The sequence below is a fragment of the Polaromonas glacialis genome, from assembly GCF_000709345.1.
Classification (GTDB): domain Bacteria; phylum Pseudomonadota; class Gammaproteobacteria; order Burkholderiales; family Burkholderiaceae_C; genus Polaromonas; species Polaromonas glacialis.
This window is the reverse complement of the sequence record NZ_KL448323.1, coordinates 960,044-980,669: the sequence shown is the minus strand read 5'-3', so window position 1 is coordinate 980,669 and position 20,626 is coordinate 960,044. Positions and strand designations below refer to the sequence as shown.

General features: G+C 60.3%; 21 protein-coding genes and 2 tRNA genes. 5 read left to right on the top strand and 18 right to left on the bottom strand.

What is annotated here, in order from left to right; genetic code table 11:
• The first annotated feature begins 63 nt into the window (after positions 1 to 63).
• The 3 genes from araD to EC86_RS0105025 are packed head-to-tail and all read left to right on the top strand — an operon-like array spanning position 64 to position 3,573.
• Positions 64 to 1,803, top strand: coding sequence for an L-arabinonate dehydratase (gene araD / locus EC86_RS0105035; RefSeq protein ID WP_029524591.1), 1,740 nt, complete (start codon positions 64 to 66; stop codon positions 1,801 to 1,803).
• A 15-nt stretch (positions 1,804 to 1,818) separates the two neighbouring features.
• The gene (locus EC86_RS0105030; protein WP_029524590.1) at positions 1,819 to 2,535 is read left to right on the top strand and encodes a ribonuclease activity regulator RraA; all 717 of its coding nucleotides are present in this window, start codon (positions 1,819 to 1,821) and stop codon (positions 2,533 to 2,535) included.
• A 54-nt stretch (positions 2,536 to 2,589) separates the two neighbouring features.
• Positions 2,590 to 3,573 (top strand): Bug family tripartite tricarboxylate transporter substrate binding protein, encoded by a 984-nt coding sequence (locus tag EC86_RS0105025; protein WP_029524589.1) that lies wholly within the window; start codon positions 2,590 to 2,592, stop codon positions 3,571 to 3,573.
• An 86-nt stretch (positions 3,574 to 3,659) separates the two neighbouring features.
• Here the strand turns inward: EC86_RS0105025 and EC86_RS0105020 are convergent, their stop codons facing one another.
• Both EC86_RS0105020 and EC86_RS0105015 read right to left on the bottom strand, forming a co-directional pair.
• Positions 3,660 to 4,130, bottom strand: coding sequence for a DUF2721 domain-containing protein (locus EC86_RS0105020; RefSeq protein ID WP_029524588.1), 471 nt, complete (start codon positions 4,128 to 4,130; stop codon positions 3,660 to 3,662).
• 154 nt (positions 4,131 to 4,284) lie between these two features.
• Positions 4,285 to 4,767 carry a phasin family protein gene (locus EC86_RS0105015; protein ID WP_029524587.1) on the bottom strand — a complete coding sequence of 161 codons (483 nt, stop codon included), beginning with the start codon at positions 4,765 to 4,767 and terminating at the stop codon, positions 4,285 to 4,287.
• Positions 4,768 to 4,964: 197 nt separating this feature from the next.
• Between EC86_RS0105015 and EC86_RS0105010 the strand changes: the two genes are divergently transcribed.
• On the top strand, positions 4,965 to 5,705 hold the full coding sequence (locus EC86_RS0105010; protein ID WP_029524586.1) for a glutathione peroxidase: 741 nt from the start codon (positions 4,965 to 4,967) through the stop codon (positions 5,703 to 5,705).
• A gap of 9 nt (positions 5,706 to 5,714) precedes the next feature.
• Here the strand turns inward: EC86_RS0105010 and EC86_RS0105005 are convergent, their stop codons facing one another.
• From EC86_RS0105005 to EC86_RS0104970, 7 genes are all read right to left on the bottom strand, one after another.
• On the bottom strand, positions 5,715 to 6,992 hold the full coding sequence (locus EC86_RS0105005) for an Hsp70 family protein (protein WP_029524585.1): 1,278 nt from the start codon (positions 6,990 to 6,992) through the stop codon (positions 5,715 to 5,717).
• On the bottom strand, positions 6,989 to 7,513 hold the full coding sequence (locus tag EC86_RS0105000) for a hypothetical protein (RefSeq protein ID WP_029524584.1): 525 nt from the start codon (positions 7,511 to 7,513) through the stop codon (positions 6,989 to 6,991). Before EC86_RS0105000 ends, EC86_RS0105005 begins: the two co-directional genes overlap by 4 nt.
• Before the next feature lie 317 nt (positions 7,514 to 7,830).
• Positions 7,831 to 8,133 carry a hypothetical protein gene (locus EC86_RS0104990; protein ID WP_029524583.1) on the bottom strand — a complete coding sequence of 101 codons (303 nt, stop codon included), beginning with the start codon at positions 8,131 to 8,133 and terminating at the stop codon, positions 7,831 to 7,833.
• Positions 8,130 to 8,804, bottom strand: coding sequence for a hypothetical protein (locus EC86_RS0104985; protein WP_036771847.1), 675 nt, complete (start codon positions 8,802 to 8,804; stop codon positions 8,130 to 8,132). Before EC86_RS0104985 ends, EC86_RS0104990 begins: the two co-directional genes overlap by 4 nt.
• Positions 8,805 to 8,824: 20 nt before the next feature.
• Positions 8,825 to 9,853 carry an MlaD family protein gene (locus EC86_RS0104980; RefSeq protein ID WP_029524581.1) on the bottom strand — a complete coding sequence of 343 codons (1,029 nt, stop codon included), beginning with the start codon at positions 9,851 to 9,853 and terminating at the stop codon, positions 8,825 to 8,827.
• Positions 9,854 to 9,871: 18 nt separating this feature from the next.
• Positions 9,872 to 10,675, bottom strand: a complete 804-nt coding sequence (locus EC86_RS0104975) for an MlaE family ABC transporter permease (protein WP_029524580.1) — start codon at positions 10,673 to 10,675, stop codon at positions 9,872 to 9,874.
• A gap of 101 nt (positions 10,676 to 10,776) precedes the next feature.
• Positions 10,777 to 11,949 carry a PQQ-dependent sugar dehydrogenase gene (locus tag EC86_RS0104970; protein ID WP_029524579.1) on the bottom strand — a complete coding sequence of 391 codons (1,173 nt, stop codon included), beginning with the start codon at positions 11,947 to 11,949 and terminating at the stop codon, positions 10,777 to 10,779.
• A gap of 270 nt (positions 11,950 to 12,219) precedes the next feature.
• Between EC86_RS0104970 and EC86_RS0104965 the strand changes: the two genes are divergently transcribed.
• On the top strand, positions 12,220 to 12,819 hold the full coding sequence (locus EC86_RS0104965; RefSeq protein ID WP_051676112.1) for a C40 family peptidase: 600 nt from the start codon (positions 12,220 to 12,222) through the stop codon (positions 12,817 to 12,819).
• 621 nt (positions 12,820 to 13,440) lie between these two features.
• On the opposite strand, the gene tnpC is transcribed toward EC86_RS0104965, so the two are convergent.
• The 9 genes from tnpC to EC86_RS0104920 form a co-directional block, all read right to left on the bottom strand.
• Positions 13,441 to 14,871: an IS66 family transposase gene (gene tnpC, locus EC86_RS0104960; RefSeq protein ID WP_232229797.1), complete on the bottom strand. Its 1,431-nt coding sequence runs from the start codon at positions 14,869 to 14,871 to the stop codon at positions 13,441 to 13,443.
• A 312-nt stretch (positions 14,872 to 15,183) separates the two neighbouring features.
• Positions 15,184 to 15,259, bottom strand: a tRNA-Lys gene (locus tag EC86_RS0104955).
• Between the two features lie 9 nt (positions 15,260 to 15,268).
• A tRNA-Lys gene (locus EC86_RS0104950) sits at positions 15,269 to 15,344 on the bottom strand.
• Between the two features lie 76 nt (positions 15,345 to 15,420).
• A complete protein-coding gene (locus EC86_RS0104945) occupies positions 15,421 to 16,260 on the bottom strand; it encodes a tRNA threonylcarbamoyladenosine dehydratase (RefSeq protein ID WP_029524576.1) in 840 nt (279 codons plus the stop codon).
• A gap of 73 nt (positions 16,261 to 16,333) precedes the next feature.
• The gene (gene ybgF / locus EC86_RS0104940) at positions 16,334 to 17,056 is read right to left on the bottom strand and encodes a tol-pal system protein YbgF (protein ID WP_051675731.1); all 723 of its coding nucleotides are present in this window, start codon (positions 17,054 to 17,056) and stop codon (positions 16,334 to 16,336) included.
• Positions 17,057 to 17,110: 54 nt separating this feature from the next.
• Complete coding sequence (gene pal, locus EC86_RS0104935; protein ID WP_029524574.1) at positions 17,111 to 17,650, bottom strand: peptidoglycan-associated lipoprotein Pal; 540 nt, start codon at positions 17,648 to 17,650, stop codon at positions 17,111 to 17,113.
• A 40-nt stretch (positions 17,651 to 17,690) separates the two neighbouring features.
• Positions 17,691 to 18,980 (bottom strand): Tol-Pal system beta propeller repeat protein TolB, encoded by a 1,290-nt coding sequence (gene tolB / locus EC86_RS0104930; RefSeq protein WP_029524573.1) that lies wholly within the window; start codon positions 18,978 to 18,980, stop codon positions 17,691 to 17,693.
• Positions 18,981 to 18,991: 11 nt separating this feature from the next.
• Complete coding sequence (locus tag EC86_RS0104925; RefSeq protein WP_029524572.1) at positions 18,992 to 19,837, bottom strand: glycosyltransferase family 2 protein; 846 nt, start codon at positions 19,835 to 19,837, stop codon at positions 18,992 to 18,994.
• Entirely contained in the window at positions 19,834 to 20,604 is a 771-nt protein-coding gene (locus tag EC86_RS0104920; protein ID WP_036771843.1) for a glycosyltransferase family 2 protein, read from the bottom strand. The genes EC86_RS0104925 and EC86_RS0104920 overlap by 4 nt, the downstream gene beginning before the upstream one ends.
• Between the last annotated feature and the right edge of the window lie 22 nt (positions 20,605 to 20,626).

Genomic DNA, 20,626 nt, shown 5'->3' with positions numbered 1-20,626 from the left:
CATTGACACACTAATATATTAGTGCTTTAATTTTTCCAATATTTCGAACCTGAAGACCTTTCCATGACCCAGAAAACCTATAAAGAACTGCGCAGCGCGCGCTGGTTCGCCCCCGACGACGTGCGCTCCTTCGGCCACCGCTCGCGCGTGATGCAGCTGGGCTACGGCCCCGAGGACTGGGAAGGCAAGCCGGTCATTGCCATCCTGAACACCTGGAGCGACATCGGCACCTGCCACGGCCACTTCAAGCAGCGCGTCGAAGACGTGAAACGCGGCGTGCTGCAGGCCGGCGGCTTTCCGCTGGAGCTGCCCGCGCTGTCGCTGTCCGAATCGCTGGTCAAGCCGACCACCATGCTCTACCGCAACATGCTGGCGATGGACGTCGAGGAACTGCTGCGCAGCCACCCGATTGACGGCGCGGTGCTGATGGGCGGCTGCGACAAGACCACGCCGGGGCTGGTGCTGGGCGCGCTGAGCGCCGGCGTGCCCTTCATCTACATGCCCGCCGGCCCCATGCTGCGCGGCAACGTCAAGGGCAAAGTGCTGGGCTCGGGCTCGGACACCTGGAAATACTGGGACGAACGCCGCGCCGGCAAGATCAACAAGGCGCAATGGCTCGAAGTCGAGGGCGGCATAGCCCGCAGCCACGGCCACTGCATGACCATGGGAACGGCCAGCACCATGACCGGCATTGCCGAAGCGATTGGCTTGAGCCTGCCCGGCGCCTCGTCGATTCCGGCAGTGGATTCCAACCATATCCGCATGGCCACCGAATGCGGCCGCCGCATCGTCGGCATGGTCTGGGAAGACCTGACCCCGGCCAGGATGCTGTCGCGCGCCTCGTTCGAGAACGCCATCACCGTGGCCATGGCCATGGGCTGCTCGACCAACGCCATCATCCACCTGGTCGCCATGTCGCGCCGCGCCGGCGAACACTGCGCCATCGGCCTGGACGACTTCGACGCCGCCAGCCGCAAGGTGCCGGTGATTGCCAACATCCGGCCCAGCGGCGACACCTATCTGATGGAAGATTTTTATTACGCCGGCGGCATGCTCGGCATGATGAGCGTGCTCAAGGACCACCTCCAGCTCGATGCGCTGACCGTCACCGGCAAGCCGCTGGGCGACAACCTGGTCGGCGCCGAGGTCTACAACCACGACGTGATCCGGCCCCTGAGCAACCCGATCTATGCCGAAGGCGCGCTGGCCGTGCTGCGCGGCAACCTGGCGCCGGGTGGCTGCGTGATCAAGCCCAGCGCCTGCGCGCCGCAGTTCTTCCAGCACACCGGCCCGGCGCTGGTATTCGACGACTACCCGTCGCTGAAAGCCGCCGTCGACGACGAGAACCTCGACGTGACCGCCGACCACATCATGATTTTGCGCAACGCCGGCCCGCAGGGCGGCCCCGGCATGCCCGAGTGGGGCATGCTGCCGATCCCGCTCAAGCTGGTCAAGCAGGGTGTCAAGGACATGCTGCGCATCTCGGACGCGCGCATGAGCGGCACCAGCTACGGCGCCTGCATCCTGCACGTCGCGCCCGAGGCCTATATCGGCGGCCCGCTGGCGCTGGTGAAAACCGGCGACCTGATCACCGTCGATGTGCCGGCGCGGCGCATCCACCTTGAAGTCACCGACGACGAACTGGCCCGGCGCCGCGCCGCCTGGACGCCGCCGCCGCCACGCTTCGAGCGCGGCTACGGCTGGATGAGCGCTAGACATATCCAGCAGGCCGACACCGGCTGCGATTTTGATTTTCTTGAAACCTCGTTCGGCGCGCCCATCGGCGAACCCGACATTTACTGAAAGCGAAAGACATTCATGGCACTCAACCCCGCGACCCGAGACAAGCTCAAGACCGTCAGCACCGCCACGCTGTGCACCGCCCTGTTCAAGCGCGGCCTGCGCAACCAGTTCATCCAGGACGTGCATCCGCTCAATACCAGCCTGCCGACCATGGTCGGCGAGGCCTTCACCCTGCGCTACATTCCGGCGCGCGAAGACCTGAACCCGATCAGCGTGTTCCAGGACCCGAAACATCCGCAGCGCGTCGCCGTCGAGCAGTGCCCCGAAGGCGCCGTGATGGTGATCGACAGCCGCAAGGACGCGCGCGCCGCGTCGGCCGGCTCCATCCTGATCTCGCGCCTGATGGTGCGCGGCGCCGCCGGCATCGTCACCGACGGCGGTTTCCGCGATTCGCCGGAACTCGCCGTGCTGCCCTTCCCCAGCTACCACCAGCGCCCGTCGGCGCCGACCAACCTGACGCTGCACCAGGCGCTGGACATCAACGTGCCGATTGGCTGCGGCGATGTGGCGGTGTTTCCGGGCGACGTGATCGTGGGCGACCAGGAAGGCGTGTTTGTGATTCCGGCGCACATGGCCGATGAGATTGCCGACGAGGCGGTGGAAATGACCGCCTTCGAGGACTTCGTGCTTGACGAAGTCCTCAAGGGCCGGCCCATCATCGGCCTGTACCCGCCGACCCAGCAGCAGTCCAGGGACGACTTCGCCGCCTGGCGACAGGCTAAAAACCGCTGAGCAAGCGCACGCCGAAGTTTCAATCTTTCCCTCACCACCCCAGGAGATAAATTTATGTCAAATCGTCGCTTTGCGCTTGCCACTCTTGCGTGTGCAGCTATTGGTTTCATAGCATCCAGCGGTGCGGCCCTGGCCCAGTCCGACTATCCGAACAAGCCGGTCAAGATCATCGTGCCCTTTCCGGCCGGCGGCACCAGCGACGTGATGGGCCGCATGATCGCCGAGGAGCTGGGCAAGATCCTCAAGCAGCCCTTCATCGTCGAGAACATCGGCGGCGCCGGCGGCGTCATCGGCACCGAGCGCGGCGCCAAGGCCGCGCCCGACGGCTACACCCTGATCCAGACCGGCGTCGGCCAAAGCGCCGTGGCCCACGGGCTGGAGCCCTTGCCCAAGTACGATTCGAACCTGGATTTCATCCACATCACGCAGGTCCACTCCGGCCCCAACGTGCTGGTGGTGCATCCGAGCACGCCGTTCAAGACGCTCAAGGAACTGGTCGATTACGCCAAGGCCAACCCCGGCAAGCTCGACTACGGCTACACCCCGGCGGCGTCGGGCCACATGGCGATGGAGCAGTTCAAGCAGACCGCCGGCATCTTCATGCTGGGCATTCCCTACCGTGGCGGCGGCCCGATGATGACCGACATCCTGGGCGGCACGATCAAGCTGATGTTCATCAACCAGGACGTGGCGCTGCAGCATGTCAAGGCCGGCAAGCTGCGCCCGCTGGCCGTCTCCAGCGCCCAGCGCAATGCGCTGTACCCCGACGTGCCGACCGTGGCCGAGTCGGGCTACAAGGGATTTGAGGCGCTGTCGTGGTCGGGCATGTCCGCTCCCAAGGGCGTTCCCCAGTCCATCGTGGACAAGCTGGAGGCCGCGATGGTCCAGGCCATGACCTCCCCGGCCATCAAGCAGCGGCTGGAGTCGCAGGGCTTCGTGGTGCCGGTGCAAGGCTCGAAGCACTACACCGAGTTCGTCAAGACCGAGGAAGCGCGCTGGACCCGGGTGATCAAGACCGCCGGCATCAAGACGCCCTGAGCCGGCGAAAAGGATGCGGCGCTGGCAACGCCATGGCAATGGCGGCAGCGCGAACCGTTCTATTGACCCCAGCGCAAGGAATGAACCTATTTACGCTTTGTGGCGGGCGCTGGCCATTGCGCAAACTTCAGCAGATGCGTCGCCAGCAGCGTTTCGGCCAGAAAGCACACCAGGGCCGATAAAAAACACACCACGCCGGCCAGAAAGCACACGGTGGCGATCTTGAAAATCGGCAACTCGCTGGTTTCACCCAGGAACAGCAGGATGATGGTGGTGCCGATCAAGATGGCGCAAAACGTCAGCAAGGCCAGGCAGCCATTGACGAGCCAGCCCCGGTGCCTGAGACGGCGCAACTCGTCATAGATCCTGGCGGCTCGGGTTTCTTCCGCAACGCCGATTTCGAGCCGGCCTTCGAGAAACCGGGCCCGGTCGATGATGCGGGCCAGGCGCCCTGCCACGGCGCTGATCATTCCGGAAACGGCGGTCAGCAGAAAAACCGGGGCGACGGCCAGTTGTATGCCGTGTGTCACGGTCGCAAGGTCAGTCGCAAAATTCATCCGGGCTCCGCTGCATGAGGTGATGGGGCGGCTATTTTCTCATGCAAAAGCGCAAGGCTCGGGCGACCGCAACGCAGGGAACAGCCCGCAGAAACACTGCCTGAAACTTCCGGCTGTGCCGCCGCAGGCAGGCAGCGGGCCGCTGGCTGGAATGTCAGGAATGCAGCGGCTGCCCTTCCGGGACGTGGGCTGTCATGGGAAAGAAGCTGCTCGCCAGGGGCGGCATGACGGACTGAAGAACCTCCATCGGTGACTTTGTCCCCGTCTCTTTTTCGCGCTCCAGAACGTGCGTCACGCTTTTGATCATTTCCACCTGTGTCTGCATCGCGCTTGCGGCAATTTGCTGCCAGTATCTGCCGGCGCTCTGCATCGTGAAACGCAGGATTTCGGACTGGATCGCCATGAGTTCGGTGGGCTGGCAGGATACAAAAAGCCTTTGGGCCGTCTCTTCATGAAAAACCGAAGCTTCATGCGCTGCATCCTGCTGGATTTTTCGCAGGGCTTGACTGCCGCGGCACAGGGCCGTGGTGCCATCTACCGCCAGGGCAAGCTGGTGGCGGCCCAGTTCGGAAAGAAAATTGGGCGGATCGCTTGAGGCACCACGCCTGGCGGTGCTGTCTTTTGCTTTCGTGTTCATTGCAATTCCCTGTTCAAGAAATATTTGAAAGGCCGGTAACCCGAGGGTTTCCACGAGCGCAAATTGTGAAGGCGTTTACGCCGGGCACGCATGGATGGGACTGTAAAAACCTTAACAAGAGTTGACCGGAGAATTTGCATGGCACACTGGCAAGCTCAATTCCTTCCTGTATTTTTACCTTTCAACCAAGGACCCCCATGCTGCCCAACAAAGAAGGACAAAACGTCCCCCAAGCCACCTTCAAGACTCGCCAGAACGACAAATGGGTTGATGTTTCCAGTGCCGATCTGTTCGACGGAAAAACAGTGGTGGTCTTTTCCTTGCCAGGCGCCTACACGCCGACCTGTTCGTCCACCCATCTGCCGCGCTACAACGAACTGGCCAACACGCTCAAGGCGCATGGCGTCGATGAGGTGGTGTGTATGTCGGTCAACGACGCCTTTGTGATGAACGAATGGGGCCAGGCGCAGGAAGCGGAAAACCTCACGCTGATTCCCGACGGCAATGGCGAATTCACCGAAGGCATGGGCATGCTGGTGGACAAGAGCAGCCTGGGTTTTGGCAAACGCTCATGGCGTTATTCGATGCTGGTCAAGAACGGCATCATCGACAAAATGTTCATCGAGCCGGAAAAGGAAGGCGACCCGTTTGAAGTGTCGGACGCCGACACCATGCTGAACTACATCGCCCCCGGCGCCAAGGCGCCCGAGCCGATCACGGTGTTCACCAAGCCCGGCTGCCCGTTTTGCGCCAAAACCAAGTCCCTGCTGCAGGAAGCCGGCCTGCGCTTCGAGGAAATCTCGCTGGGCCACGGCATCACCTCGCGCAGCCTGTACGCCGTTTCCGGCGCTGGCACCGCGCCCCAGGTGTTTTGCGGTGGCCAGAAAATCGGCGGCTCCGAAGAACTGGAAGCTTGGCTGGCCAAGCGCGGCCAGTAATCCGGACGTTCAGGCAAACTTTCGCTGCGCATCGAGCGCCAGGCCGGCGCCGATGCTGCCGAACAGGTCGCCTTCGACGCACCGGGCCTGCGGCGTCAGCGCCAGCACCCGCTCGCGCAGCAAGGGAACGCCGCTGGAGCCGCCGGTGAAAAACACCGTGTCGATCCCGGCAGCGGTGATGCCCGCATCGACCAGCAGCCGGGCAACCGTCTGCTCGACAGCGTTCACCAGCCCGTCAATCGACTGGTCCAGTTCGACCCGGTGCAGGGTCACGGTTTCACCGGCAGCAATTCGCCCGATGTCGATTCGCGCCGCATCGGCATTCGACAGGGCAATCTTGGCGTCTTCGACCTGCAGCGCCAGCCAGTGGCCGGCGCGTTCACGGACCAGGCTTTTCAGCCGTTCCATTTTGGGCCGGTCCGCCGCATCCCTGTGCAGTTCGGTTATTTGCGCCCAGGCTTTTTTGGTGTACGCCAGGTTGATGGTGTGCCAGGTCGCCAGGTTGAAATAGTGGCTTGACGGCATTTCGCGCCCGCTTTTGAGCAGGCTGCCCAGCCCCAGCATCGGCATCATGCTGGCCAGGCTCAGGGCCTTGTCGAAATCGGTGCCACCAATGTGTACGCCGCTGGTCGCCAGGATGTCATCGCGCCTTTCGGCACGCTTCGCCCGCTCGGGACCGACGCGGATCAGGGTGAAGTCGGACGTGCCGCCGCCAATGTCCACCACCAGCACCAGTTCCTCGCGCGCGATCTGCGACTCGTAGTCAAACGCGGCCGCAATCGGCTCGTACTGAAAGGCAATGTCGTGCAGGCCGGCCCGGCGGGCAATGTCTTCGAGCGTGTCCTGCGCGCGCTGGTCGGCGGCCGCGTCGTCATCGACAAAAAACACCGGCCGGCCCAGCACCGCGCGGGTGAACTCCTGCCCCGCTGCCCCTTCGGCGCGGCGCTTGAGTTCGCCGATGAACTGCGCCAGCAGCGCACGGAACGGCACGGCGCGGCCCGCCACCTCGGTGTGCTCGTCCATCATCGACGTGCCGAGCAGGCTTTTCAGCGACCGCATCATCCGGCCTTCATGGCCTTCGAGGTAATCGGCCAGCGCAGCGCGGCCATAGCTGACATGCGCGTCCTCGGCATGGAAAAAGATCACCGAAGGCAGCGTCAGCTTGCCGTCCTCCAGCGCCAGCAAGGCGCGCTGGCCCGGTCGGCTCCAGCCGGCGGTCGAGTTGGAGGTGCCAAAGTCAATGCCGCAGGCGGCTGCGGGCGCCGTCGGCTCCAGCGTGGCGCTCATCGCCCGGCCGGCTTGCCAAAGCCGCCTTCCGCCCAGGACACCGCGCTGGCGCGGTTCAGCTTGAACGAAGTAGCCACCCGCACTTCGGCCAGCAGTTCGCCGGTTTCATCGTGGGCGCTCAGCAGCGCATAGGGATGGTCCTCATCGGGAACGATGTCGAGCGACACGGTGATGCGCGCAGCGTGGGCCGTCACCGTGATGCGCTGGTGCAGCGCGGCGTGCAGTTGCTGCTCCTGCCGGCGCACGAACTCTGAGGCGGTCTTGACGAGGGTGTTGAAGGCGTTGACATCGAGCGGCTTGGGATTTTTCTTGTCGCGGCCCATGGTCCAGGGACCGACCAGCGCGGGCTCGGACGCGCCGTCCTTGGTCATGGCCACGGCCCAGCCGTCGTCGTCTTCGTTCTTGATGACCCTGGCGGTCCAGCCGTCGCCGCTCCACAGGCGCGGCTGCTGGATTTTGACAAGGTCGGGTGAAGAAGATTCGTCGTCGGATGCGGGCGGGGTGGGGTGGGGATCAGTCAAGGCGCAGTCACTCAGGTCAAAAATCATGCCGCAAGAGGGCATCTACAAAAGGGATTCGGGATGGGATGCGGATTTTACTGTCGGCCTGAAAGCCAATGGCGCTGACATCGGATAACCAGAAGACCGCCAAACAGTCCCAGCAAAAAATCCACCCCATCAATGAGAAGCTTCTGGCTGATCCGGAACTTCAAGAACAACACGCATTGTGGCCAGGCGTTCAAGGCACCAGGTCAATTTTGCTACTTAATTCATAGCTGCTTACGCATGATGGATGTGCGAAAGAGGCCTATTTGATGCTAAAAATATTTCCAGCCGGGTCAGGCGCCTATTTCAAACTGCGCATCACCCATGTAGCGGTTCGGCCCCAGGGCTGCGGTCAAGGCGGCGGCTTCGGCCGCCTGCCACTGGCTGAAGATTTCCAACTCTTCGGGCGACAGGACTTCTTGCGACGGGTGTTCGCCGTAGGTCGCCACTATCCGGCGATACGCCGCATGCACCGGCGCGACCAGGCTGGCATCGCCCAGCGACGCGTCCAGGGCCTTGCGGAAGCGCTGTTCGGCGGCCGCAAGCTGCTGCGGGCTGGCGTCCTCGAAGGCATAGAGTTTGAGGGTGTAGCTCATTTTTCGTCCTTCCTGAATTCTTTCACGGCCGCATCGGTACCCTGCGCGATGGCGATGCGCCGGCGCAGGCGGGCCGCCTCTTGCGCATCGCCGCCCTGCTCTGCCCGCTGGAGCTGCACCCCCAGCCAGGCCAGCAACGGACGCCGCCAGCCCTGGGCGGAAGCGGTGTCAACCGCCAGCGCCAGCACGGCCGGACTGGCGCGGCCGGTCTGCAGCAGCACGCCCGCCGCCAGAAGTTGCGACAGTGGATCGGCAATGCCCTGGAGCGCGCCGGCATTACCGGCCGCCGCGGCGCGCTGGGCTGGCGGCAGCAGGGCCATGGTTTCAGCCTGCGCCCGGCCCGCCAGGTAGTCGGCATAGGCGCGCTGGGAAAGGGTCGCGTCGGCCCGCAGCGGCTCAAAATCCGCGCACGGCTCGAACACCAGGCTGGCCACGCGGCTGGCGCAATGCAGCAGTTCGGCGGTGGCCAGCAGGTCGGGCCGGCCGGTGCGCGACAGCTGGCTGCGCGCCCGCGCCAGTTCGGCGGCTTCCACGCGGCGGTTGCCTTCCAGGTAGGCGGCAACGGAACGCTCCATGGCGCTTTTCGCTTCCACCTGCCAGTCCGGTGGCCTCGGGTTGCTGCCGCAGGATGCCAGGCCACACAAGGCGGCCGCCAGAAAAACGGGTTTCATCGATAAAAGAAGGGTATTTTTCACGGCAGCTTCATTTCCGCATCGCGGGCAAACGGCCATTTGCGGTTGATCTCGCTGACCAGGCCTTCGACTTTGCGCAGGCTGGCCTCCACGTCGCCGCGCAAGGCGCCCAGGTCGTTCGTGGCGTCTTTGGCATTCGACGCGATGGCCTGGGCATCGACCAAAATGGCATCGACCTTTTGAAGGCTGGTGCGCGCCTCGCCCAGCATGGCATTGAGCTGCACGACGGTGGCGCGGGTTTCGGGCAGAACGCCCTTGTCGCCAAACACCTGGGTGTCGGTCTTGGCGGCGATGCCGTCGAGCCGGGCCAGCAGGGCATTGGTGCGGTCCAGCGTGGCAGAGAATTTTTTGGCCTCCGCTTCGCTGCCGAGCAGTACCGTCAGTGCGCCGCCCGGTCCGTTGAGCCGTCCGGTCAGGACCTGCAGGTTGGCCAGGCTGGCGCCCACCGAGCCGCTGCTGCCCGTCAGGCTGCCCAGGTTGTCGATCAAATCCTTGGCAGCGGAAATGACCTTGGGGATTTCCGCGCTGGCATCGCCCTGCAGAACGGTGCGCACCGCATCTTCGGGCAGGGGCGGATCGTTCAGCAGCCCGGTGTAGGCGCGAATGTTGGGGCCGCCCACAATGCCCTTGACGAGCGTGAAAACGCTGCTGCTACGCAGCCAGTGGGCGTCCTTCTGGGCCACATCGACCAGGATGCGCGCCTTGCCGTCCTCGGCCAGTTCGATGCGGCGCACCCGGCCAATTGGAAAGCCGGCAAAGGTCATGTCCATGCCGACCACGACGCCTTCGGAATCATCGGCCATCAGCACCAGGCGCTGTGTGCTTTCAAACGCGCCGCGTGCATAGAGCACATACAGCGCCGAGCCGCAGACCAGCAGCAGCATGAACAGCAGCAGCAACCTGGCCTTGAACTCCAGGCTGGCCGTGTTGTCAGGCGCGCTGCTGTCCGGCAGGCGCTCAAGCTGCGCCGGGCCATGGCCGACAGGCGGCAGCAGCGGCGGGGACGAATCGGGAGGTGGACTGCTCATGGAAAGTGTGTCTCAAGCTCAGTAATAGTTGCCAACCAGCGAAGCCACTTCAACCAGCAGCAGCACGGCAAACATGCGAACCAGTCCGCGCATCTCGGCACTGGAGCGGATACTGGCGCCGCGCATGCCGTACAGGGCCGAAGCCATCGGAATCAGCGAAACGGCCAGGCAAAAAAATACGGTTTTCAGCACAAAGATCAGCGTGACGGCTGGCGTGAACACCTGGCCGAACAGCCGGGTATAGCCGGCCAGCCCTGACACGGCAAATCCGTACACCGCGACATAGGCCACGACCAGCGCCACCACGCAGCTCAGCGCGGCCAGCGTGATGCCGGCAAACATGCCCGCCACCACGCGCGGCAGCACTTCGCGGCGTATCGGCTCCACGCCCTGCCTGCGCATGTTGTCGAGTTCGCCACTGGCCTGCAGGGCGGTGAGTTCGGCGCCATCGGGAATCGTGCAGCGCAGGGCAACGAACAGCGCGGCCGTCAGGGGGATCAGCTCCAGCACCAGCACACGAATCACCAGCTGCAACGCATATTGGGACAAGCCATAACTCAGCGCGGTCACCATCACAATGCGCGTGAGCACCACCGTCACCAGCGCACACAGCAGCGAAAACCCCAGCAGCACGGGCGCCGTGCTGGTGTAGACATGGCGCCCCAGCACCACCCGGTTTTCGCGGCTGTAGCTGGAAGGCGAAAGGGCCAGCACCAGGATCACGGCGCCCAGATGCACCAGCTGCCACCATTCGACAAACCACTGCCGGACAGACTGACCCGTCTGGGTCAGGCGGCTGTGCCAGGGCGTGGTTGAAGTCATGCCTGCATGATAACGGTGCGTTTGTTTGGCGAAACCGCGAAATGCCTTCGGGAAGCGTCACCGGCGTGCTGCTGGCAAACAGCCTTGATGGCGCGCTGCTTTCACTTGCCGGGCTGTTCGGGCAGCAGCCGGATGAGCTTGCCGTTGCTGCTGTCGGTCAGCACATACAGCAGGCCATCGGGGCCTTGCCGCACATCGCGGATGCGCTCGCCGACATCGCCCAGCAGCTTGTGCTCGCGAACCACCTGGCCGCTGAATGGCGCCGAGAGTTCAATCCGGTCCAGGTAGGAAAACTTCAGCGACCCCACAAACAGGTTGCCCTGCCAGGCCTTGCCATAACGCTCGCTGGTCAAAAAGGTCATGCCGGACGGCGCGATCGACGGAACCCAGTAATGCAGCGGCTGCTCCATTCCGGTCTTGCGGCTCAGGCCTTCACCGATCTTGCCGCCGCCGTAGTTCTCGCCATAGGTGATGTCCGGCCAGCCGTAGTTGGCGCCCGGCCGGGGCAGGTTGATTTCGTCGCCACCCTGCGGCCCGTGCTCATGCATCCAGAACGTGCCATCGGGCGCGAGCGTGGCGCCCTGGGCATTGCGGTGGCCATAGCTCCAGATTTCGGGCAATGCGCCCGCCTTGCCGGCAAAGGGATTGTCGGCGGGCACCGAGCCATCCTTGTTGATGCGCACGATCTTGCCGTGATGGTTGTCGAGTTTTTGCGCATCTTCCTTGCGTGAAAAACGGTCACCCAGCGTCAGGAACAGCTTGCCGTCGGGCCGGCCATTCGCGCCAGGCGCGCGGCTTTCAACGATGCGGCAGCCGAAGTGGGCCGAGCTGGCAAATTTCGGTTTCTGGCTGAAAAGCACCTTGAGGTTTTCCAGCCGCGCGCCGTCAGCGCTCAGGCTGGCGCTGGCCAGGGCCGTGCTGTTGGCCCGGCCGGTGGCGGCAGGCTCCGAATAACAGAAATACAGCGTGCGGTTGCGGGCAAAGTCACTGTCCGTCACCACGTCGAGCAGGCCGCCCTGCCCGCCCGCCGCGATTTCGGGCAGACCGGCCACGGTGGCTGACGCCCTGCCATCGGCAGACAGCAAGCGCAGGGGACCGGCACGTTCGGTGACCAAAAAGCGCCCGTCAGGCAGGAAGGCCAGCGCCCATGGGTTTTGCAGCCCCGATGCCACGATGTCGGCGCGGACTTCCTGTGCCTGCGCCCCAGACGCCAGCAGGCTTGAAGCGATGGCAATGACAGCAGGAAGCACCCGCAAGCTCAGGACTGAAAGCATGTTTTGGTTCCTTGAATTGATGAAGGTGGCTTTGTGATGTTGCCAGAAGGAGATAGTTCAAGACACGGCAGGCTGAAACAGGGATCGACTCAGGGACCGGGTCGATGCTGCACAGTGCCTTCGCCATGCGGCTGCTTTCAAAAAACCAACACCTCACAAACATAGAAACGACTTTTTCAATAAAATACAAGAAAATTTAACTGCAGGAAAAGAAAATGGGCTAGCAATTTTTATTGACGTAGGACTAATTCGTCAAGTATGCTCGGCGCGATGCGAATTATTCCCCCTGCACTTGTCCTGGCTCTTGCTGCACTTTGCACCTTTAGCGCCCACGCAACCCCCGCCAGCTCCAGCGACGAGATCGACAGGCTGCTCGCCGATCGGGGCCTTCTGACCAAAATTGACCATGTTCGCCAAAACGTCGGCCAAAAAGCGTCCGAGCTGGTCGTCAATGCCATGGGCTTTCTCGGGGTTCCCTATAAATGGGGAGGGACCGATGCCGACACCGGGTTTGACTGCAGCGGTTTTGTGGTTTCGGTGTACCAGCAAAGCATTGGATTGCTGCTGCCGCGCAAGGCCGAGCAGCAGGCGGCAGCCACGCAGAAAATAGACCAGACCGACCTGCAACCCGGTGACCTGGTGTTTTTCAATACCATGCGCCGCGCCTTCAGCCATGTCGGCATCTATGTCGGCAACGGCAAGTTCATTCATGCCCCTAGGGCAGGCGCCGAAGTCAGAGTGGAAAGCATGGGCGGCAGCTACTGGCAGAACCGCTTCAACGGCGCACGGCGCGTCATCAGCAATGCGGCCGAGTCGGTCAATCCGATGCCGGTCGCCGCTTCCTACGGCGACGCTGCCTCGATTCGCTGAGCCTGACCGGCCACGCCTGGCTTCAGGTGCTTCGTTTTTAATAGATGCGTGCGCTGTATGCGCAAGGCGGCTTTTTTTATGTCAGGCTGAAATTCCAGCGGTAGAAAAATCAAGCGCCTCGTGCTCGTCTGACGGAGCACGAGGGGCTTTGCTATTTCATAGGGCGTTCATACCGATATGGGACGTTCACTTGGTTCATCCCTGACGGGGTCACGCCGTTCGTTCTCGGCTTGTGCACGGCATGCCTCGGCGGCAAGGCGCGCCGGCACGAGCAAGTTTTTCTCAACATATCGTGCTTCCTCGGATGACATCAATGCAGACATCTTTTCGGACAGCGACTGCGAATCGACAGCAGGGCTGGCGACAAATGTTTGCCGAGAAAAGCCGTGGGTGTTGCCCTCGGCCCCTTTTTAATCCAGGCCGAGCGGTAGAGCATCGCGCGTAGGCCCCGTTTTTTGATGTGCATTTGCATAGCTCAAGAGTGAAGATGCCATGTGTAGCAACTGTGTGGCACGACAGGATTGCCACATTGGCCATCGCATTGATGCCTATTCAAAGACGCGATGCTAAAAAACAGCGAAATCACTCTAAATTTTTAAAGAATTAGGGTGACTGTTCAGCCTACGCGAGCGCCAGGGCCTGTCCCGAGAAGACGGCGCGCATGGCGTGAAGCATGCCAAAGCCTTGCTTGCGCGCGGTGTCCAGATAGGAGCGGATGGTGCAGAAATTCTGCGCGCCCGGCAAGGTACGAAAGCAGCCTGAAATTCTCTGCTTGACCTTTGGCATGCGAATGGCGCGCTCGGCCAGGTTGTTGGTAAAGGGCACACCCAAATCGCGCATGAAGCGCAGTACCTCCTGCTCTCGCTCCAACAGCCGGCGCAGCAGGTTGAAGGCACCTGACTGCTTGGCCCGGCCACGTTGTCCTAGCGCCTTGGCCGCTGGCAGGTTTTGCGCCTGGCCTTCCTGCACCAAGGCGCGGTATTGGCTGGCAAAGACCTCGACCTGCACAGCCTGTAGTGCCGTATCGGTCTGACGCGCCGCCTTGCAGGCTTGGTCAGCGGCCAGCAACAACTCGATAAGGCCCTGGGGCCACGCTTGCGCAGTGGTCTCTTTTTGATAAATCAGCTCGCGCAGTAAGTGTGCGCCGCACAGCGAGTGCGCGCACTCCAGGCTCCAGTAGGGCGCCCAGCAGTCGTGCACCAGCGTGCCCGCGTAGTTGGGCAGCACCCCATGGTCGGCTATTGCTTGCATGCCCCGCTTGGGATGCACGCCGTACCAAGTGTGGGTGGCCGTGGCGGCCGTATGCAGCCACTGCAGGCAAGACGCTACGCGCAGGCCCGATTCATCGACATGCACCACCGCTGCGGCCTGCACGCTTTGCACGATGGCCTGCACCGTGGGCACCAGCGCCTGCGCGGCCTCGTGCACCCACTGCACCAGCGTGGCCGGCGAGATGTCCAGTCCATACAGGTCCTTGATGAGTTCGCCCGCCCGCGCGAAAGGCAGCAACTGGCCCTGCGTCAGGTGCACCGCCAGCGCCCGCACGTTCGGGCCGTATTGCGCGACTTCACACACTTCGGGCGCAAACTCGTTCTCGTGGAGCTTGCCGCACGGGCAGCGCAGTTGCAGCGTCTGGAACTCCACCACCTCAAAACGCACGGCCGGGATGTCAAACACCTGGCCGCGCCGGTGAACTTGCGCATCACTATTGGACAGCGTCGCCTGGCAGGCATCGCAGCGCTCGGGCAGCGCATGCCGGATGACGATGTCTGGCCTGTCTGTTTGCTCCAACGTCTTGCCCGCGTGCCCGGCCTGACCGCCCGGCTTCCTGCCCGAGGCCACGCGCAGCGAGGTCGTCTTTTTCAAGCCGTCCGAAGATGGCGGCTTGCTCGAGTTCTTGCTGTTCTTCGATGCCTGGCCTTCGAGCTCCTTGATGCGCAAACGCAGTCTTTCGACTTCGCTCGTGAGCGCCTGCACTTGCCCTTGCAGCGCTTGGGCTTTCTCGTTCATGGCCTGGAGCGTCAGGTCGGCAGTAGCGTCTGGTTCTTGCACGGCTTCAAGTTTGACATAAACCCCTTGGGCTGCAATTCAGGAGGGCTGAACAGTCACGAATTAGGAATGAAAGGCTCTGGTTCTGCTGGTGGAAGCCACCAGCGCAAAAAACCGTACCCGTCAATATCGAGGGCAGCAATCGGCTCAGAATTTGGTGACAGTTGGCGGTGACAGTATCGAAACGAGCAGGGGTGAACAATTCAAAACAGGTCCATAAAGCAGCAAACCGTCACCAGAATGTCAGCATCTCAGAAATGAAAAAAGCCCGCTATCATTAAAATAGCAGGCTTTCTATATCCCATAATGGCTAGCTGGTGGGTTCTGCGAGATTCGAACTCGCGACCTACGGATTAAGAGTCCGCTGCTCTACCAGCTGAGCTAAGAACCCGAAATTTTTTGGTGGGACGTGCGGGGGTCGAACCCACGACAAACGGATTAAAAGTCCGCTGCTCTACCAACTGAGCTAACGTCCCAAGATTTTCATCTTGGTAGTGCTGTTTGTTTACAGCACAGCCTCAAATTATAACGTTCTTTAAAGCCTTTTTTAAATTAACCCGCAATTTTGTTGAGTACCCAACCGGCAGCACACATTCCAAAAGTTGATGTGATGGTGACTACGGAGCCGTATCCATGACAATTCAAGCTTCCATCAGATTGTGCTGACAACGGCGCAGACAAACTTTCGTTTCCTGCAATGTGACTGGAAAGTTCCGAGGCACCTAGAGCAACTAAAGGTTTCGTAATTGGTTCGCGACTGAACACGCACATCACATTCATCTTGCCGGTACGGGCAGCCTCGTAACCCTTACGCAAGCGGGAACGAATTTGCGCAAGCAATGGGTCGTGTGTTACTGCCGACAGGTCTTCAATGTCCACTTGGTGGGCAAGCCGCTTTCCCCCGGCCGCCCCGACGCTGATAAAACTGACTTTATTCTTCAGGGCCCACGCCGCCAGCGCAGTTTTGGCCTTTACTTGGTCGCAGGCGTCAATAAAAGCCGTGTTGCTGCCATTGGCCTGGAGATCAAAAGAAACCAGCTCAGGCCAGTTTTCCGCGTCGACAAATTCCTCGATGCAGTCAACCCGGCACGCCGGATTGATATGCGCAATACGTTCCCGCATGGCTTGCACCTTGGACTGTCCCAAGGTGGTATCGAGTGCATGAATCTGTCGATTGATGTTGGACTCGGCAATATGATCCAGGTCAATCAATGTCAGACGGGCCACACCGCTTCGTGCCAACGCCTCGGCTGCCCACGAACCGACACCGCCCAGGCCCACGACGATAACGTGTGCCGTCCGGATACGCGCAGCGCCAGCTACCCCATACAGACGTGCAAGCCCTCCAAATCGGCGCTCAAGGTCTATGGCAATCAAGTCGTGCTCATTCATCTTTTTTTGTAACTTCTCATAGGCCCCGCTGTAACCGAAATAAGGTTATTCGGTCTCCAGAAAATTTGAACTGCTACTTGAGCTTCACAAGACGCTCCTTGGCAGCAGATGCAGCCTCGGACTGTGGGTAGGAAGTAATAAGCTCCTCCAGGGTTTTACGTGCAGCCTTTGTATCTTTGAGTTCGACCAGGCAGTTGGCCGTTGACAAGAGAGATTCAGGTGCGCGGGGGTGCTGAGGGTCGGAAGTTGCCAGCATGCGAAAGTTTCCTGCTGCCGATTTGTAGTCACGCAAGGCATACTGCGCATTGGCCAGCCAGAACAAGGACGAGGACTTGTAGCCGCTTTGCGGATAACGCTTAATGAACGCCGTATAAGCCACTTGCGCAGCGGCAAAATCACCTTTCCGAAGATTGGCGAGGGCAGCTTCAAATTCCTGCTTTTCAGCAGGTTCTGCCTCAAAATCCCGCCCATCCAAAGATACCTTTCCAAGCTCGACCTTTCGCAGACGCTCTTCCACGCCTTGGGCTACGTCTTTTTGCGAGCGCTGAACATCGGCAACGCCACGCGTCAACTGTTCATTCTGCCCACGCAACACAGCCATTTCGCTACGCAGGGATTCGATTTGATTAGACAGGTCGAGCAAACTGCGTCGAAGTTGCGCATTTTCTTCATTGCCTCTTCGAAGCTCTTCGGTAGTGCGAAGTTGTGACGCTTCAACTTTTTGCCGCAAATCAAGAATGGCCCTGCGGGCGTCATCATCTTCAAACAAGGCCGCACTGACATTAAATGCCAGCATGCAGGCCGCGACCGCACAAAAAACCTTGGGTATCTTCACTTTCAGCACGCCTGATTAGCGATAGTTGAGTTCAGCACGGCGATTTCGTGCCATTGATTCCTGATCGAATCCGGCAACAGCAGGCTTTTCCTTGCCGAAACTGACCGCTTCAACCTGAGAATCGGTAACACCCAGCAAACCGAGCGCACGACGCACGGCTTCGGCACGCTTTTGTCCCAAGGCCAGGTTGTACTCCCTGCCACCGCTTTCGTCGGTATGTCCCTCAATAGCCATGCGGCGGGACTTGTTGGCGGTCAGGTATCTTGCGTGCGCTTCGATAACGCTCTGGAATTCAGGCTTGACCACAAAACTGTCGAAATCAAAGTAAATGATCTTCGCAGTATTCACCGGACCCGCAGCCGAGGAATCCGAAGCGCCAATCTGCACGGGTGCAACGCCCCTGGCCGCAGCCGCTGCGGCATCCGCATCGGCCTGCGACGAACTGGCGGATCTGTCTTCGACTGGAACGTCCTGCAGTTTGACATTGGAGCCACAAGCCGCCAGTGCGGTTGCCAGGACAAGATACGAAATGATGGAAGAGAAAAAGCGCTTCATTGATTACCTCTGCTAAACAAAATAGATCCAGAATTATTGCCTATCGCTGGAAAGGTCCCCAGTCCGGCTCGCGGATATCGCCGCCTGCGCCTGACAAACGCGCTTTGATCTTGCCGTCAAGCGTCGTGGTCATTAGCGCCTCTTTGCCCTGTTGCTGCGTTGCATAAACAATCAACCGGCTGTTCGGCGCAAAGCTCGGACTTTCGTCTGCGGAGGTATCCGTGATGGCCGTGGTCGTTCCGCTCGAGAGTTCCATGACATGCAGTTTGAACCCGCCGCCAATTCTTGAGATAAATGCCATCCATCGACCGTCAGGACTGAGGGCGGGCGAGATGTTGTAGTTGCCAGTAAACGTGACACGATCGGCATTGCCGCCGGCAGGGTTCATGCGGTAAATCTGCGGAGAGCCACCCCGGTCGCTGACGAAGTAGATCGTACGTCCATCGGGAGAAAATGCAGGTTCGGTGTCAATGCTTGATGTCTGGGTCAAGCGCTTGGGGTCGCCGCCATTGAGGCCCAAGGCGTAAATTTGCGAGCCGCCTGCCTGGCTGAGTGTGGCGACCAGCTGGCTGCCGTCAGGTGACCATGCAGGGGCGCTGTTGGAGCCGCGAAAGTTCGCCAGCAGGCGACGCCTTCCGGTAGCGACCTCGTGAGAGTAAATCACTGGCTTGCGAGACTCGAAAGACACATAGGCGAGCTGGGCGCCGTTGGGCGACCAGGCCGGGGAAATGATCGGCTCGGGACTTGCAAGGGCTGACTGCGCACTTTCGCCATCGGAATCCGCGACCCATAGCGTGTAGCGCTGGCCTGACTTGGTCACATAGGCAATCCGCGTTGAAAAGATGCCTTTTTCACCGGTCAGTTTTTCATACACAAAATCAGAAACACGATGCGCCGAAAGCCGCAGATCGGATTTAGCGACGGTATAGCTTTGACCGCCCAGATCCTGCTCGCGAACGACATCCCACAAGCGGAGGCGAACTTCAAATCGCCCGTCGGCTAGCGGTGAAACGCTGCCAGTGACCATGGCATCGGCGCCCTTTTGGCGCCAGCTTGCCAGATCAGGGCGGGTAGTCTCGTCTGCCACGACGCCTGCGGCATCAACGCCGCGAAACATGCCGCTACGCTCCAGATCGGCTTTGACAATGCCGCCAATTTTTTGAGGCGATTGCGCTTCGCCCCTGAAGGGAGCGATGACAATTGGCAGCTGGGTCGTGCCCACACCCGAGACTTCCACACGAAACTGGGCGAACGCCGGCAATGGTAAGAATGTGCCTGCTGCCAACAGACCGAAAACAGTTCGGCGGTTTAAGGAGGGTGTAATGCTCATAGATCTGGTTCTTATGAATGTAATTGAGTCAATTTGACGAATGCCGACGTGTCAAGTTCCCGAAAACCTTTTTCGGCAAAGATTAGATTGGTGTTCATACGCGAAATGACGCGGTTTTTATTGGCCGACTCACTGTCGCGCTTGCTTTCTGGATGCCAAAGGTGAAAGACCTCGGTCGCCAGGAATCCATTTTTCCTTCGTATCCCAAGATGGCTAAGCCGCAGTACAAAATCAGCATCTTCGTGGCCCCAGCCTTCAAACGACTCGTCAAATCCATTGACATTCAGGAAATCCTTCTTCCATACGCCAAGGTTGCAACCGCGGATTCCACGCCACTCAAAAGTCTTTTTTACGCGGAATAAATTTCTTGGCCAGCCCAGCAGATGCAATAGTTTGTTGCAATCTCCGCGCAGCCTTGCACGCAGCCAGAAATACGCGGACTGACTGGTCAAATCAAGCGCCTTATTGATCACGTTGGTAGTCAGGCGCTGGTTCAAAAGCACCCGGCTGCCGTTGACAAAATGGCCGGTCTCGGCAATACGCTCGTGTTGTGCCACAAAGGCACGATTCGGAATGCAATCGCCGTCAAGGAAAACCAGATACTCGCCTGTGGCATGGTTGGCTGCCAGGTTTCGGGAGCGTGCGATGGTAAAACCGACATCCGGATGCCATACATGCAGGACCGGACATTGAAACATGGGACAGCGCTCCAGCAGCATCTGCACCTGTTCCTGTCGCGACCCATCGTCTGCAATGATGACCTGATGGTGCTGGTTGCACTGCCGGGACAGGGAGCGTAAAACCGCCAGCAATGCGTCTGTACGGTTATAGGTCAGAACAATGAAGCTGATTTTCATGACGACGGAGACGATGCCTTCCGATCAAGCAACAGCAGCCACAGCTTCAAGTACCTGTAATAAGTTCCTTCGGCATTGGAGATGGCCAGCGCAAGGCCCATCCAGCCATCCAGAAATCCCCTCTGCAAAAAATAGGTTCGGATGAATGCCCACAAGCCATGACCCAGCGCCTTGGGAAATGACGACGACTTGCCCATGCTCAACAGGCGCTCGGCGCCGGCACTCGAATAGCGATCAACCTTGTCCAGGACCGTTTCAAAGTCTGGAAAGCTCTCATGCAGCAAGCGGTTGCCCAACGGGCTGACTTGCCCTTTGACGACAAGTTTTTCATGGATGATGTCATCTGAAAACCGGGCGGCACCACGCCGGAAGAGTCGTGTGACAGGGTCGGGGTACCAGCCTGAATGATGAATGTATTGGCCGCAATAACTCGATAGCCTCGGAAAGCAATAGGCATCGGCCACCGGATGCGCAAGGACTTCCTGGATTTCGGCCTGGAGTTCGACGCTCAAGCGCTCGTCGGCATCAATGGACAGTACCCAGTCGGAACTGGCAAGTGCCAGTGCACGGTTTTTTTGAACGCCAAATCCCAGCCATTGGCTGTTGACGATGACCTCGGCACCCAGTTTTCGGGCTAGTTGGACCGTTTCATCCATGCTGCCGGAATCGAGAACGACGATCTGATCAGCAAAGTGAACCGAGCGCAAACAGGCCTCGATGTTATGGGCTTCATTCTTTGTAATCACGATGACCGACAAGCTTGTCAACAAATACCTTTTTAGTTCATCT

Coding starts and splice junctions, on each gene's coding strand:
- EC86_RS0104945 (WP_029524576.1), bottom strand. CDS start 16,260: ATGAATGAGCACGACTTGATTGCCATAGACCTTGAGCGCCGATTTGGA.
- EC86_RS0104970 (WP_029524579.1), bottom strand. CDS start 11,949: ATGCTTTCAGTCCTGAGCTTGCGGGTGCTTCCTGCTGTCATTGCCATC.
- EC86_RS0104980 (WP_029524581.1), bottom strand. CDS start 9,853: ATGAGCAGTCCACCTCCCGATTCGTCCCCGCCGCTGCTGCCGCCTGTC.
- EC86_RS0104985 (WP_036771847.1), bottom strand. CDS start 8,804: ATGAAACCCGTTTTTCTGGCGGCCGCCTTGTGTGGCCTGGCATCCTGC.
- EC86_RS0104925 (WP_029524572.1), bottom strand. CDS start 19,837: ATGAAAATCAGCTTCATTGTTCTGACCTATAACCGTACAGACGCATTG.
- pal (WP_029524574.1), bottom strand. CDS start 17,650: ATGAAGCGCTTTTTCTCTTCCATCATTTCGTATCTTGTCCTGGCAACC.
- EC86_RS0104990 (WP_029524583.1), bottom strand. CDS start 8,133: ATGAGCTACACCCTCAAACTCTATGCCTTCGAGGACGCCAGCCCGCAG.
- tolB (WP_029524573.1), bottom strand. CDS start 18,980: ATGAGCATTACACCCTCCTTAAACCGCCGAACTGTTTTCGGTCTGTTG.
- EC86_RS0105030 (WP_029524590.1), top strand. CDS start 1,819: ATGGCACTCAACCCCGCGACCCGAGACAAGCTCAAGACCGTCAGCACC.
- EC86_RS0105020 (WP_029524588.1), bottom strand. CDS start 4,130: ATGAATTTTGCGACTGACCTTGCGACCGTGACACACGGCATACAACTG.
- EC86_RS0105010 (WP_029524586.1), top strand. CDS start 4,965: ATGCTGCCCAACAAAGAAGGACAAAACGTCCCCCAAGCCACCTTCAAG.
- ybgF (WP_051675731.1), bottom strand. CDS start 17,056: ATGCTGGCATTTAATGTCAGTGCGGCCTTGTTTGAAGATGATGACGCC.
- EC86_RS0104965 (WP_051676112.1), top strand. CDS start 12,220: ATGCGAATTATTCCCCCTGCACTTGTCCTGGCTCTTGCTGCACTTTGC.
- EC86_RS0105025 (WP_029524589.1), top strand. CDS start 2,590: ATGTCAAATCGTCGCTTTGCGCTTGCCACTCTTGCGTGTGCAGCTATT.
- EC86_RS0105015 (WP_029524587.1), bottom strand. CDS start 4,767: ATGAACACGAAAGCAAAAGACAGCACCGCCAGGCGTGGTGCCTCAAGC.
- EC86_RS0104975 (WP_029524580.1), bottom strand. CDS start 10,675: ATGACTTCAACCACGCCCTGGCACAGCCGCCTGACCCAGACGGGTCAG.
- EC86_RS0105005 (WP_029524585.1), bottom strand. CDS start 6,992: ATGAGCGCCACGCTGGAGCCGACGGCGCCCGCAGCCGCCTGCGGCATT.
- araD (WP_029524591.1), top strand. CDS start 64: ATGACCCAGAAAACCTATAAAGAACTGCGCAGCGCGCGCTGGTTCGCC.